At 67.6% G+C, this 13705-nt stretch carries 13 protein-coding genes; 8 read left to right on the top strand and 5 right to left on the bottom strand.

Going from position 1 to position 13705, the window contains the following annotated elements:
• Positions 1–132: 132 nt before the first annotated feature.
• The gene (locus CAL15_RS08685) at positions 133–1035 is read left to right on the top strand and encodes a helix-turn-helix transcriptional regulator (protein ID WP_086078219.1); all 903 of its coding nucleotides are present in this window, start codon (positions 133–135) and stop codon (positions 1033–1035) included.
• 87 nt (positions 1036–1122) lie between these two features.
• On the opposite strand, the gene CAL15_RS08680 is transcribed toward CAL15_RS08685, so the two are convergent.
• Positions 1123–2337: an MFS transporter gene (locus CAL15_RS08680; RefSeq protein WP_086078218.1), complete on the bottom strand. Its 1215-nt coding sequence runs from the start codon at positions 2335–2337 to the stop codon at positions 1123–1125.
• Positions 2338–2586: 249 nt separating this feature from the next.
• Here CAL15_RS08680 and boxC point away from each other — a divergent pair, with 249 nt between their 5' ends.
• From boxC to CAL15_RS08660, 4 genes are all read left to right on the top strand, one after another.
• A complete protein-coding gene (gene boxC / locus CAL15_RS08675; RefSeq protein ID WP_086078217.1) occupies positions 2587–4245 on the top strand; it encodes a 2,3-epoxybenzoyl-CoA dihydrolase in 1659 nt (552 codons plus the stop codon).
• A 119-nt stretch (positions 4246–4364) separates the two neighbouring features.
• Positions 4365–5792 carry a benzoyl-CoA 2,3-epoxidase subunit BoxB gene (boxB, locus tag CAL15_RS08670; RefSeq protein WP_086078216.1) on the top strand — a complete coding sequence of 476 codons (1428 nt, stop codon included), beginning with the start codon at positions 4365–4367 and terminating at the stop codon, positions 5790–5792.
• Between the two features lie 54 nt (positions 5793–5846).
• Complete coding sequence (boxA, locus tag CAL15_RS08665) at positions 5847–7133, top strand: benzoyl-CoA 2,3-epoxidase subunit BoxA (protein WP_086078215.1); 1287 nt, start codon at positions 5847–5849, stop codon at positions 7131–7133.
• Positions 7134–7271: 138 nt separating this feature from the next.
• Entirely contained in the window at positions 7272–8021 is a 750-nt protein-coding gene (locus tag CAL15_RS08660) for a sulfite exporter TauE/SafE family protein (RefSeq protein ID WP_086078214.1), read from the top strand.
• Between the two features lie 37 nt (positions 8022–8058).
• On the opposite strand, the gene CAL15_RS08655 is transcribed toward CAL15_RS08660, so the two are convergent.
• A complete protein-coding gene (locus tag CAL15_RS08655) occupies positions 8059–8478 on the bottom strand; it encodes a type II toxin-antitoxin system VapC family toxin (RefSeq protein WP_086078213.1) in 420 nt (139 codons plus the stop codon).
• Positions 8465–8788, bottom strand: a complete 324-nt coding sequence (locus CAL15_RS08650; RefSeq protein WP_420042541.1) for a FitA-like ribbon-helix-helix domain-containing protein — start codon at positions 8786–8788, stop codon at positions 8465–8467. The genes CAL15_RS08655 and CAL15_RS08650 overlap by 14 nt, the downstream gene beginning before the upstream one ends.
• A gap of 442 nt (positions 8789–9230) precedes the next feature.
• On the opposite strand from CAL15_RS08650, the gene CAL15_RS08645 reads away from it, so the two are divergent.
• On the top strand, positions 9231–11423 hold the full coding sequence (locus tag CAL15_RS08645; protein ID WP_232468159.1) for a DUF6351 family protein: 2193 nt from the start codon (positions 9231–9233) through the stop codon (positions 11421–11423).
• Positions 11424–11536: 113 nt separating this feature from the next.
• Here the strand turns inward: CAL15_RS08645 and CAL15_RS08640 are convergent, their stop codons facing one another.
• On the bottom strand, positions 11537–12196 hold the full coding sequence (locus CAL15_RS08640) for a hypothetical protein (protein WP_086078211.1): 660 nt from the start codon (positions 12194–12196) through the stop codon (positions 11537–11539).
• Positions 12197–12427: 231 nt separating this feature from the next.
• Between CAL15_RS08640 and CAL15_RS08635 the strand changes: the two genes are divergently transcribed.
• Entirely contained in the window at positions 12428–12886 is a 459-nt protein-coding gene (locus CAL15_RS08635; RefSeq protein ID WP_198299181.1) for a GNAT family N-acetyltransferase, read from the top strand.
• A 162-nt stretch (positions 12887–13048) separates the two neighbouring features.
• Positions 13049–13234: a YqaE/Pmp3 family membrane protein gene (locus tag CAL15_RS08630; protein ID WP_086078209.1), complete on the top strand. Its 186-nt coding sequence runs from the start codon at positions 13049–13051 to the stop codon at positions 13232–13234.
• Between the two features lie 97 nt (positions 13235–13331).
• Here the strand turns inward: CAL15_RS08630 and CAL15_RS08625 are convergent, their stop codons facing one another.
• Positions 13332–13679, bottom strand: coding sequence for a GFA family protein (locus tag CAL15_RS08625; protein WP_086078208.1), 348 nt, complete (start codon positions 13677–13679; stop codon positions 13332–13334).
• Positions 13680–13705: the final 26 nt, after the last annotated feature.

Genomic DNA, 13705 nt, shown 5'->3' with positions numbered 1-13705 from the left:
ACTGCTTCTTCGTGCCTGTCCGCCTGATGATGTGCGTCAGTTTTTGGAAAAATAGTGCTTTGACGAAGACGCGTCAAGCATTATAGTGCATGAAACTGCGATCTAAGGGTTATTGCGGAGCAACGAACAGTCATGACTCAAGCGCTCGATATGGCGCCTTCCGAACCGCGGCGCGAGCCTTTCCTGGTGGCGCTGGGCGAGCGCGTGCGCCGCCTGCGCGCCATCCGCGGCATGACGCGCAAAAGCCTGGCGCAGGCCACCGGCGTGTCCGAGCGTCACCTGGCCAATCTCGAACACGGCGTGGGCAATGCCTCGGTGCTGGTGTTGCTGCAGATCGCGCGCGCGTTCAATTGCGCGCTGGCCGAACTGGTGGGCGACGTCACCACCGAATCGCCCGAATGGCTGCTGATCCGCGAACTGCTCAGCGGCCGCAGCGAATCCGACCTGCAGCGCGCGCGCGAGTCGCTGACCCAGCTGTTCGGCGCCGGCTCGCAGCGGCCCAACCGCTTCCAGCGCATCGCGCTGATCGGCCTGCGGGGCGCGGGCAAGTCCACGCTGGGCCAGATGCTGGCCGAAGACCTGGGCTATCCGTTCGTCGAGCTGAATCGCGAGATCGAGCGCGTGGCCGGTTGCGGCATCCTCGAAATCCACAACCTGTACGGCCCCAACGCCTACCGCCGCTACGAGCGGCGCGCGCTGGAAGAGGCCGTGCAGCTGTATCCCGAAATGGTGCTGGCCACACCGGGCGGGCTGGTCTCCGAGCCCGCCACCTACAACCTGCTGCTGGCGCATTGTTATACGGTGTGGCTGCGGGCCACGCCCGAGGAACACATGAGCCGCGTCATGGCGCAGGGCGACTTCCGCCCGATGTCGGGCAACAACGAAGCCATGGCGGATCTGAAGCGCATCCTGGCCGGGCGCGAGGCCTTCTATGCCAAGGCCGATCTCACGTGGCCCACCAGCAATCTCGATCTGCAGGAGTGCTTCGCCGGCCTGCGCACGCAGGTGCGCAAGGCGGGCGGGCTGCCGTTGTAGGCGCACAAGCTTGTCCGCAGACACCGAGCCCCTGGCCAGGCGCAAGCCGCTGCGCGGGCATCCTGCAGGGGCATGGCCCGTATCGTTTCAGGGCCGCGCCAGCCGCCTGCGCAGCCACGGCAACGCCAGCAAGGCGGCGCCGGCCAGCACCGCGCCCGCCAGAAAGGTGCCCTGATAGCCCAGCTTGTCCCATAGGGCGCCGGCCAGCACACTGGCCAGCAGCAGCGCCACGCCCGTCATCAGATTGAAGGCGCCGAATGCCGTGCCACGCAGTTCGGGCGGCGCGTGATCGGCGATCAGGGCGCCGAACAGTCCCTGCGTAAAGCCCATGTGCAGCCCCCACAGCACCACGCCCGCACCCAGGCCGGCGAGGCCAGGCATGAAGGCCAGCACGAGGTCGGCCGCGACCAGCAGCAACAGGCCGATGGCCATCATGCCCAGGCGCCCGTGGCGGTCGGACAGCGCGCCCGCCGGGTAGGCCGACAGCGAGAACGCCAAGGACATCACCACCAGCACCGCCGGGGTCCAGACGGCATCCACGCCGGCCGACTGCGCCCGTAGGATCAGGAAGGCCTCGCTGAAACGCGCCAGCGTGAAGATGACCGCCACGGCCACCACCGACCAATACGCGGCGCCCAGGCGCGCCAGCTCGCGGCGGGACAGGGGCGCGCGCACGACGCGTGTGCCGGGCGGCCGGGCGGGCTCGCGCACGAATATCGCCAGCACGCCCACCGCCAGGAAGGCCGGTATCACCGCGACCCAGAAGATGGATTGGTAGTGGCTGGCCGTCAGCCACATCAGCCCGATGGCCAACAGCGGGCCGATGAACGCGCCGAAGGTGTCCAGCGTCTGGCGCAGTCCGAAGGCGGCGCCGCGCATCGCCGGTTCGGTGACGTCGGCGATCAGCGCGTCGCGCGGCGCGCCGCGGATGCCCTTGCCGATGCGGTCGACGAAGCGGGCCCCGACCAGCCACTCCAGCCCGGTGGCCAGCGGAAACACGGGCTTGGTCACGGCCGCCAGGCCGTAGCCGATGACGGTAAGCAGTTTGCGCCTGCCCAGCCTGTCGCTCAAGGCGCCCGAGAACACCTTGGTAATGGAGGCGGTGGCTTCCGCGATGCCTTCGATGATGCCCACGGCCAGCACCGAGGTGCCCAGCACCGCGACCATGTAAAGCGGCAGCAGCGCGTGAATCATCTCCGACGAGATGTCCATCAGCATCGAGACGAAGCCCAGCGCCCAGACGCTTCGGGGGATGCCGGGACGGGCGGACGACGGCGTCGCCGCAGAGCCGGCGACCTTCATCGGGCGCCTCGCAGGCTGGGCGTAACGGTGCGGGTGACGGGGCGGCGGTAGGGCGTCTGCATGAGTCGATGCGGGGTATGGCCAAGTTGGGGAGCTTATACCCGGGCGCCGTTACCGGAATCGTGGCGGTAGCAGCGAACGGCGCGACGGGCGCGTCACCTGCACTTTGGTGCACATTTTGTTGACCACCGTGAAGCGATGCATTATTCTGCATGTCATGCAGTATTCTGCTGGTAGAGGAGACCCAACATGAACAGCAATGCCGCGCCGGTCGAGTTCCGCACCGCCCCGGATCAATACCGCCATTGGCGCCTCAGCGTCGATGGCCCCATCGCCACCCTGGCCATGGACGTGGCCGAAGACGGCGGGCTGCGGCCGGGCTACAAGCTGAAGCTCAATTCCTACGACCTGGGCGTGGACATCGAACTGCACGACGCCTTGCAGCGCATCCGCTTCGAGCATCCCTCGGTGCGCACCGTCGTGGTCACCAGCATGAAGGAACGCGTCTTCTGCTCGGGCGCCAACATCTTCATGCTGGGCCTGTCCTCGCATGCCTGGAAGGTGAACTTCTGCAAATTCACCAACGAAACGCGCAACGGCATCGAAGATTCCAGCCGTCATAGCGGCCTGAAGTTCGTGGCGGCGCTCAACGGCGCCTGCGCGGGCGGCGGTTATGAACTGGCGCTGGCCTGCGACGAGATCCTGCTGGTGGACGACCGTTCGTCGGCCGTCGCGCTGCCCGAGGTGCCGCTGCTGGGCGTATTGCCGGGCACGGGCGGGCTGACGCGGGTTACCGACAAGCGCCGCGTGCGGCACGACCATGCCGACATCTTCTGCACGCTGGTGGAGGGCGTGCGCGGCGAGCGCGCCAAGGCCTGGCGCCTGGTCGACGACGTCATCAAGCCGGCCCAGTTCGAAGCCGCCGTCAAGGCGCGCGCGCTCGAATTGGCCGAAGGCAGCCGCCGCCCGGCACAGGCGCAGGGCGTGGCGCTCACGCGCCTGGAACGCACCGATTCCGCCGACGGCATCGCGTACCGCTATGTCGACGTGCGCATCGACCGCGAAAAGCGCCTGGCCACCTGGACCGTGCGCGCGCCGCAGGCGGACCTGCCCACGGGCATCGACGCCATCGTGGCCGCGGGCGCGGGCTGGTGGCCGCTGCAAATGGCGCGCGAACTGGACGACGCCATCCTCTACATGCGCACCAACGAACTGGACATCGGCACCTGGCTGCTCAAGACCGAAGGCGATGCGCAGGCCGTGCTGGCCGCCGACGCCGCGCTGCAGGAACATGCCGGCCACTGGTTCGTGAACGAAACGGCCGGCATGCTGCGCCGCACGCTGGCGCGTCTGGACGTCACTTCACGTTCGCTGTTCGCGTGCATCGAGCCGGGTTCCTGCTTCGCCGGCACGCTGTTCGAGCTGGCCCTGGCCGCCGACCGCATCTACATGCTGGACGACGGCCAGGGGCAGTCGCCGGCCTGCATCCAGCTGAACGAGCGCAACTTCGGCGCCTATCCCATGGTCAGCGGGCAAAGCCGCCTGCAGCGCCGCTTCCACCAAGAGGCCGAGCCGCTGGAGGCCGTGCGCCGCAGCACGGGCCAGCCGCTGTCGCCGTCGCAGGCCGAGCAGCTTGGGCTGGTCACCTTCGCGCCCGACGAGATCGACTGGGACGACGAACTGCGCATGGCGCTCGAAGAGCGCCGCGCGCTGTCACCCGATGCGCTGACTGGTCTCGAGGCCAACCTGCGCTTCGGTGCCGCCGAAACCATGGAGACCCGCATCTTCGGCCGGCTGACCGCCTGGCAGAACTGGATTTTCAACCGGCCCAACGCGGCCGGCGAGAAGGGCGCCCTGAAGCTGTACGGCAAGGGCGAGCAGGCCGCATTCGACTGGAACCGCGTCTGACGGCGCGAGCGCGCGGGCCTGCATCGCCCGCACGGGCGCAGACCCGCGCCCGGCCCGACGACAACCGCCCGCATACCGCGCCGCCCGGCACCGACCGGCGGCACACCGAGGAGACAAGCATGTCCGGCATCAACTACAGCGAGAAGATACCCAACAACGTCAACCTGTCCAGCGATCGCACGCTGCAACGCGCGCTGGAGCACTGGCAGCCCAACTACCTCAAGTGGTGGCAGGACATGGGGCCCGATGGCTCGCACGACTTCGACGTGTACCTGCGCACCGCGGTCAGCGTCGAGCCCGACGGCTGGGCGCATTTCGACCACGTGAAGATGCCCGACTATCGCTGGGGAATCTTCCTTGCTCCGCAGGACGGCCAGCGCAAGATCCACTTCGGCGAGAACATCGGCCGCGATGTCTGGCAGGATGTGCCCGGCGAACATCGCGCCAACCTGCGCCGCATCATCGTCACGCAGGGCGATACCGAACCCGCGTCGATCGAGCAGCAGCGCCACCTGGGCCTGACGGCGCCGTCGCAGTACGACCTGCGCAACCTCTTCCAGATCAACGTCGAGGAAGGCCGCCACCTGTGGGCCATGGTGTACCTGCTGCACCGCTACTTCGGGCGCGACGGCCGCGAAGAGGCCGATGCGCTGCTGCAGCGCACCTCGGGGGATGCCGACAACCCGCGCATCCTGGGCGCGTTCAACGAGAAAACGCCCGACTGGCTGGCCTTTTACATGTTCACGTACTTCACCGATCGCGACGGCAAGTTCCAGCTGTGCGCGCTGGCCGAGTCGGGATTCGACCCGCTGGCCCGCACGACCAAGTTCATGCTGACCGAAGAGGCGCACCACATGTTCGTGGGCGAGTCGGGCGTGTCTCGGGTCATCCAGCGCACCTGCCAGGTGATGAATGAGCTGAAGACCGACGACCCCGCCGCGGTGCGCGCGGCCGGCGTCATCGACCTGCCCACCATCCAGCGCTATCTCAACTTTCATTACAGCGTCACCATCGACCTGTTCGGCGCCGACCAGTCGTCCAACGCCGCCATCTTCTACAGCGCCGGCCTGAAAGGCCGCTACGAAGAAGGCAAGCGCACCGACGACCACCAGCTGAAGAACGACACCTATCGCATCCTGTCGGTGGACGGCGGACGCCTGGGCGAGATCGAGGTGCCGATGCTGAACGCGCTGAACGAGGTGCTGCGCGACGACTTCATCCGCGATTCCATGGCCGGAGTGGGGCGCTGGAACAAGGTCATCGAGAAGGCCGGCATTCCGTTCCGGCTGTCGGTGCCGCACAAGGCCTTCAACCGCCAGATCGGCACCCTGGCCGGCCTGCGCGTGTCGCCCGAAGGCGACGTGCTGACCGAAGAACAATGGAAGGCCAACGTCGACAAGTGGCTGCCCACGCCCGAAGACCGCGCCTTCGTGGCTTCGCTGATGGGCCGCGTCGACCAGCCAGGCAAGTTCGCCAACTGGATCGCGCCGCCCGTCATGGGCGTGAACCGCCAGCCCGTCGACTTCCAGTACGTCCGTTTCAACTGATCCGGCCGGGCCGCCGCGTTGCAGGCGGCCCGCGCCCGAGTCCGGAATCACGCCATGAACGCGCCCCTGCCGCCGCAAGTTCTCAAGCAGCACCTGATCGACCCCGAGATCTGCATACGCTGCAATACGTGCGAAGAAACCTGCCCGATCGATGCCATCACGCATGACGGGCGCAATTACGTGGTGGACCCCGCCATCTGCAATGGCTGCATGGCCTGCGTGCCGCCGTGTCCCACGGGCTCCATCGACAATTGGCGCATGGTGCTGCGCGAGCAGGCCTATACGCTGGACGAGCAGTTCGGCTGGGACGAGCTGCCGGGCGAGAAACCGTTGCCCGCCGACGGCGCCGTGGCCGACGCGGCGGCGGACTACGCCGTGGCGGGTGCGGCAGCGGCCGATCAACAAGCCGCCACGGCCGAAGCGGCCGCGATGCTGGCCGAGCCCGCCGTGGCCTATGTCGCGCCCGGATCCACCGTGCCGCCCTGGTCGGCTGCGCATCCCTACGTCAACCTGTACACCCACAAGACCCCCATCACCGCCACCGTGGTGGGCAACTACCGCGTCACCGACGACGATACCGACAGCGACATCCATCACATCGTGCTGGATTTCGGCAAGCTGCCGTTCCCGGTGCTCGAGGGCCAGTCCATCGGCATCCTGCCGCCGGGCGCCGATGCGCAGGGCCGCGCGCATCATGCACGCCAATACTCGCTGGCCAGCCCGCGCGATGGCGAACGGCCCGGCTACAACAACCTGTCGCTGACGGTGAAGCGCGTCACCGAAACCCATGAGGGCCAGCCGTTCCAGGGCGTGTGTTCGAACTATCTGTGCGACCTGGCCAAGGGCGATCGCGTGCAGGTCATCGGCCCGTTCGGCAATACCTTTCTCATGCCGAATCACCCGCGCGCCAACCTGGTGATGATCTGTACCGGCACCGGCGCCGCGCCCATGCGGGCCATGACCGAGCATTGCCGGCGCCGGCTCGAACAAGGCGTGAACGGCAAGCTGATGCTGTTCTTCGGCGCGCGCACCCAGCGCGAACTGCCGTATTTCGGGCCGTTGATGAAGCTGCCCAAGGACTTCATCGACATCAACCTCGCGCTGTCGCGCGAGACCGGCCAGCCCAAGCGCTACGTGCAGGACGCCATCCGCGAGCGGGCCGCCGACATGGCGGCGCTGCTGGCCGACGAGGAAACCTATCTGTATGTGTGCGGCCTGAAAGGCATGGAGGCGGGCGTGCTGCACGCGCTGCGCGAGGTCGTCGAGCAGGCGGGCCGCCAATGGGAACCGCTGCATGCCGAGCTGCGCACGCAGGGGCGGCTGCACCTTGAGACCTATTGATTCGTGCGCGTCGTCGCGTGCAGCCATTGCTGCCTGAAAGACGGGCGCCGCCTGCCTGCGTAAAATCTCCGCAGTCCTCATGGCTTCCGAACGAACCGCGAGGCCGAAGGATGATGGCAGAACAATACGCAGGTGGAGATGGATTCGGTCTATGTGGCAGTGGTGGCGGGCGCCGTCCTGGCGGGTTTCGTGCAGGGCTTGTCGGGCTTCGGGTTCAGCCTGGTATCCATGTCGTTGTGGGCATGGACGGTAGACCCGCAGTTGGCCGCCGTACTGGCGGTGTTCGGCGGGCTGACCGGCCAGGTCATCGCGGCCGTGTCCATGCGGCGCGGCTTCGATGCGCGCCTGCTGTGGCCCTTTCTGGCGGGCGGGCTGGTGGGCATTCCGGCGGGGGTGGCGATATTGCCCATGCTCGAGGTGCATGTCTTCAAGGCCGCGCTGGGCGTGCTGCTGGCCGTGTGGTGTCCCGTCATGCTGTTGTCGCGCCACCTGCCCGCGATCAGGGCGGGCGGGGCTGCGGCCAACGGCGTGGTGGGCCTGATCGGCGGCGTCATGGGAGGACTGGGCGGGTTCACCGGTGTGATTCCCACGTTGTGGTGCACCCTGCGCCGCTTCGACAAGGACGTGCAGCGCAACATCATCCAGAACTTCAACCTGGCGACGCTGGCCTTCACCATGCTGGGCTATGTGGTGTCGGGCGCGGTCACGCGCGAGATGCTGCCCATGTTCGCCGTGGTGGCCCCCGCCATGCTGGTACCCACCTTGATAGGCGCGCGGCTGTATCTGGGCATCAGCGACGCGGCGTTCCGCCGCATCGTGCTGACCATGCTGACCTTGTCGGGCGTGGCGCTGCTGGCATCTTCGATTCCGACTTTCTTCGCCGGCTGAATGGTAGTCCGCCGCGTGGGCGATCACGCCTTCGGCTTCAATCGTCGAACGGATTGCGCAGTCGGATGCCCAGGCCGGAATAGTCGCTGGTGTTGCGCGTGACAACGGTAAGGTCGTGAATCAGCGCGGTGGCGGCGATAAGCTTGTCCAACGCGTGTTCGGGATGGGGTACGCGCAGCCGGCCCCATATCACCGCGACGTCATGGTCCACGGGAAGTACCTGTCGGGCGAACTGATCGAGCAGCGCCGTCAGCCATTGGTCCAGGCGGTCGGCCTGCTGGTCGTCGCCACGGTGGCGCAATAGGTCGACGCCGCGGCGCAATTCGCCGACCGTGATGGCGGACAGGTATAGCGGGGTATCCGCCGCCGCGGTCTCGCGGAAGAACGCCCGTACGCCCGGATGGGCACGCCTTCCTTTCCGGGCCTCGCTGATGACGTTGGTGTCAATCAAATACATTCGGCTCGGCCCCGGCTTCATCTTCGCGCCGTGCGAAGTCAGCGTCATGGCCGACATCAGGCATCGAGGCCAACACTTCGGCGAAGCTGCGCCGCCGCGGGCCGCGCAAGGCACGCGCGAGAATATCGCGATGTTCCGCCTCGGCGCTGCGCCCATGGGCGGCAGCGCGTTCGCGCAGGCTTTGGACCAGGGCTTCGTCGATGCCACGGACAAGTAGATTGGCCATAAGCGCCTCCCGTTGAATGATATCAATGATATCACTGTCGGAGGGCGCAGAATGATGAGTTTCGTACGGCAAACGGAGCTCCATGGACGAGGCCGATCCTGGCCATCCCAAGCGTTGGCCCAGCTTGGATTCTCTCGCCTGATCTGCGTATTGTCTTCCCGGCGCCGGCTTACCGCTGCAATGCACCCGCGGATCGCCCATGCTGCGCAGGCTCATACTCTCCATCGACCGTTCGTTGCAGCTCGGTAATCCTGAAAAACTTTCGTACACCTCTCGCGCCAGCCTTGCGATAGAGTCGTCCGCATTCCGATAACAAACACGGATTGCCTTGCCGCGCCGCGCCACGCCGCCGCGCGTCCATGGCAACGTACGAGGGAGACACCATCTCGCCATGCGTTCCGCATGGCTGCCCGCAGTTCACGGCGACCGTTCCTGCGCGGCAGCATTGCCCGCGCCTGGCCGGCGCCCGGCTTGCGCATTACCCACCACAGAGAAAGGAAGAGGAGACATGTCCAGGAACCATGGAATGCGCCGGCCATATGGCCCGGCCCGCACTGTGCTGCTTGCCGCCATCGTCGCGTTGATGGCCACCGCGTGCGGGGGCAGCGACGATGACGACGACGATGAAGAGACTCCGCCACCTCCCCAGGGGCAATCGCTGTCCATGACCACCGTGTCCTCGCTGCCCGACTATGTCAGCGGCGGCGACGCATTGGTCCAGGTGCAGTTGCCCGCCGGCGTCAGCGGTCCGCCCACGGTCTCGCTGAACGGCAGCAAGGTCTCGCGCGCGTTCACCGACCTGGGCGACGGGCGCTGGCAGGGATTGGTGGAATCGATGGAGCTGGGCGAGAGCACGCTGCAGGCCAGTGCCGGGGACGCCTCGGGCAGCCTGACGGTGACCAACTATCCGATCACGGGACCCATGCTGTCCGGCCCGCACGAGATGCCCTTCGTGTGCAAGCTGACCAGTTTCGGCCGGCTGGGCGGCGGCGCCCTGGACGGCCCGCTGGACGCGAACTGCTCGGCCAGCACGCGCATCGACTACTTCTACCGCAATACGTCGGGCGGCAATTCGCGCTGGAACAATCCGACCGCGCACCCGGCGGACATGAGCTATCTGACCATCGACGCCGGCAAGCCCACCGAGCGCCGCGTCGCCTACCTGGTGCGGCTGGAAACCGGCACGATCAACCGCGGCATCTATCAGTCGGCCATGCTGCACGACCCGCTGGTGGACGGACCGATCGGTCCGGACAAGCGGTCCGCAGGCTGGAACGGCAAGCTGATCTATCCGTTGGGCGGCGGCTGCCAGGGCGGCTGGTACACGCAGGGCGATACCTTCGGCACGCTGATCGTGGACGACTGGATGCGGCGCGGCTATGCCGCCGTGACGTCCACGCTGAACGTGTTCGGCTCGAACTGCAATGACCTGCTGTCGTCGGAAACCGTGGCCATGACCAAGGAGCGCTTCATCGAGGCCTATGGCGTGCCCACCTACACGATCGGCACGGGCGGGTCGGGCGGCGCCTATCAAAGCTTCCAGACCTCCGACAATTTTCCCGGGCTGTTCGACGGCATCATCGTCAACATGGTGTTCCCCGACGTGACCTCGGCCACGCTGTTCAAGGTGTTCGATTCGCGCCTGCTGAACAATTACTTCAACCGGCCGGGCGGGCTGGCGTACAGCGACGACAAGAAGCGCGCCATCTCGGGCTACCTGCAGGTGGGCAACATCGCCGCGATGAGCGGCAGCGCCGGCCGGCTCGATCCGCTGGTGTCGTTCCCCTCGGGCTTCCCCAGCGAACTGCGCTATCACCCGGTCAACAACCCCACCGGCTCGCGCGCCACGGTCTACGACCATACGGTGAACGTGTACGGCAAGGACGCGCGCGGCTTCGCGCTGCGTCCGATCGACAACGTGGGCGTGCAGTATGGGCTGAAGGCGCTGAACAGCGGGGCCATCACCGTGGACGAGTTCCTCGACCTGAACGAGCACATCGGCGGGCTGGACGTGGACCTGCAGCCTACCGCGCAGCGCACCGCGGGCGACCTGCCGGCGATACGGCGCGCGTACCAGTCGGGGCGCATCACGAACGGCGGGGGCGGGCTGGCCGGCACCGCCATCCTGGAGCACCGCGACTACTTCGACGACGCGGTCGGCGGGGACATCCACAACAAGATCCACTCGTATTCGGTGCGCGAACGCCTGAAGAAGGCCAACGGCGACTTCGACAACCACGTCATCCTGGGCCCCGGTCCGATCGCCGGCGCCGGCAACCTGTTCGACCACATGGACCGCTGGCTGATGGCCGCGCTGGACGACGAGGCGCCGGGCGACAAGGCCGAGCGCATCGTGCGCGCCAAGCCTGCCGACCTGGTGGATGCGTGCTTCGCCGCCGACGGCACGAAGATCGTGGAGCCGTCCACGGCCGACGGTCCGGGGCAGTGCAACACGCTCTATCCCGCCGGCACCACGCCGAGGCTGGTCGCGGGCGCGCCGCTGGCCGACGACATCGTCAAGTGCCAGCTCAAGCCGGTGGACGCCGCCGATTACGCGGTCACGCTCACCGGCACGCAGCTGGACAGGCTGCGCGGGATATTCCCCGAAGGCGTGTGCGACTGGAACAAGCCGGGCGTGGAGCAGCAGCCGCTGCAGGGCACGTGGCTGTCGTTCGGCCCGTCGACGAAGAACCAGGTGTTCGACGTGACGCGGCCTTGACGAGGCAAGGGGCCGGTCCGGGCCGGCCCCTTCGGCGCGCCGCGCGTCACGCGTCGCGCATTTTCAGCCGCGCGCATCCCCAGCCTGCGCGCGGTTTCAGCGATGGCCCAGTCTCAGCCTGCGCCCAGGCAGCCTTGCAGCGCCCGGTTGTAGCTATCCACGGCGACTGCCGTGGTCCAGGCCGAGGGGCTGGCCGGATCGTAGCCGCTGTAGTTGACGGCCTGGCGATGGCACTGGGCACGGTCGCCGGCTGCGGACGCGGCGCGAGGCGCGGCCTGCGGCGCCTGCCTCTGGACCTGCGGCTGGGCCTCATAGGATCGCGCAGCGGAGTCGTACGCCTGCGGCGGCGATGCGTAGGCCTGCGGCGGTTGCGCTGCGTAACCCTGTTGCGACGGCCGATCGACCGATGCGGGCGGGTTGTACGCGTCCGGCGGCACCGAGTACGTGACCGGCGGGTCGACCGGAGCGGCGTAGCCGTACCCCTGGTCGCCGTAGGAATACGAGTACGTGCCGGGCGAGGCGTAGTCGGGCCCGTCATCGGCCGAGGCCAGCACGAGGCCCGTGGCCAGCAGCGCCAGGGCACCGCCTATCCACCAGCCGTCGGAACTGCTGCTGTGGCCGCCGTGATGGTGGTGGCCGTGGTGACCGTGGCGGCCGCCCCAGTCTCCGCGATGGCCCCAGCCGCGGTCGCCGCGGCCCGCCAGGGCAGGCGTGGCCAAGGTGACCATCAGGGCCGCGACAGCGGTGCGGCGCAGAATGAGGGAAGTGCGCATGATCGAAGCTCCTGCACCGCGGCCGGCCACGGGCTTGCGCCCGGCCGCGGTCGATATCCCACTTTACTGCGGCGCGGGCCGTGCGGTGGTTCCGACCCGGCGCAAAGGTGATGCAGCGCGTTTCAGGGCAGGCCTCGGCTACCATGGAACGGAGCCGGCGCCGTCCGCGGGGCGGCATACCCGCAGCCGATCCGGATGGCGCACACATTCCACACGCGAGACGACAACCCGATGCACGTGCGAACCCCCGCCATGGCCTTGCGGCCGGCCACCGAGGCAGACGTGGACTTCCTGCTGGCGCTGCGCAAGGCCACCATGGGTCCGCATATGCGCGCCGCGGGCCTGCCCGACGATGACGCGGCCCACATGACGCGCCTGCGGTTTCACTGGGCGGACGCCCAGGTGATCCTGCTCGACGGGCGACCCGCGGGCCTGTTCAAGGCCTTTCGCGAATCCGACCATTGGTACGTGCAGCAAGTGCAGGTGTCGCCGGCCTGGCAGGGGCACGGCGTGGGGGCCAGGGTGTTGGCCACGCTGCTCGAGCAGGCCGACCGCGACGGCCTGCCGGTGAGGCTGTCGGTGCTGCATGCCAATCCCGCCCGGCGGCTGTACGAGCGGCTGGGCTTTCGCGTCGTCGCCACGGAAGGGCCCGAGTATGTGATGCAGCGCGACGCGCGCGTCGACCGCTAGGGCCCGTTGAACGCTGAATTGCCGTACGACAGGCCGCAGGTGCGGCGTCTCGTCAAGCGAGCGCCACGAGCATTCGATATCATGGCGGCGGAGCCGGTCCGCGGGATCGGCCCTCCGGCCCGCGCGGGCGGCCCGGAAGCCTCATCATCCTGCCTTCATTCCATGCGACTGCTTCTGGCGATTTTCCTGCCCTTCATGGTGTTTTTCACGATCGGCCGTCCCATAGCCGGCATCATCTGCCTGATCCTGCAGATCACGCTGATCGGCTGGATCCCGGCCGCCCTGTGGGCGGTATACGCGCTCAGCCAATACAACACGGACAAGAAAATCCGCGAGTCCATGCGCTGAGACGGCGCCGCGCCCCGGGGCCTTCGGGCAGCCCGGGTTGCCACGTCGGCAAGGCCGGCGGCGCGAGGCCGAATCGCCTCGCGCGGCCGGGATGACCTCAGGCCGCGCGCCCGTCGTAGTGCTGCACGGGTATGCCCGTCAGGTCGATGCCTTCCAGGCAGCGCAGGTTGATGGCCGCCATGGCGGTGCCGTCGGGCGCCGTGCCTTCGCCGTAGGCGTGTATGCCGCAGGTCTTGCAGAAGTTGTGCTTGATGACGTGCCGGTTGAAGGTATAGGTGCCGATGGCATCGGGCGCCGCGTCCAGCCGCAGCGCGTCGCGCGGCACGAACCACAGCAGGGCGCCCTTGCGCACGCACATCGAACAATTGCAGTCCAGCGCTCCGTCGATGGTGCCGGTGACCTCGAACGAGATCGCGCCGCAATGGCAGCTGCCTTGGTAATTCATGGTCTTCCTCCGGTTGGCAAAGGCGG

The organism is Bordetella genomosp. 13 (assembly GCF_002119665.1).
Taxonomy (GTDB): domain Bacteria; phylum Pseudomonadota; class Gammaproteobacteria; order Burkholderiales; family Burkholderiaceae_B; genus Bordetella.
Note: the sequence above shows the minus strand (reverse complement) of the source record. Positions and strands in the feature narration are given on the sequence as shown.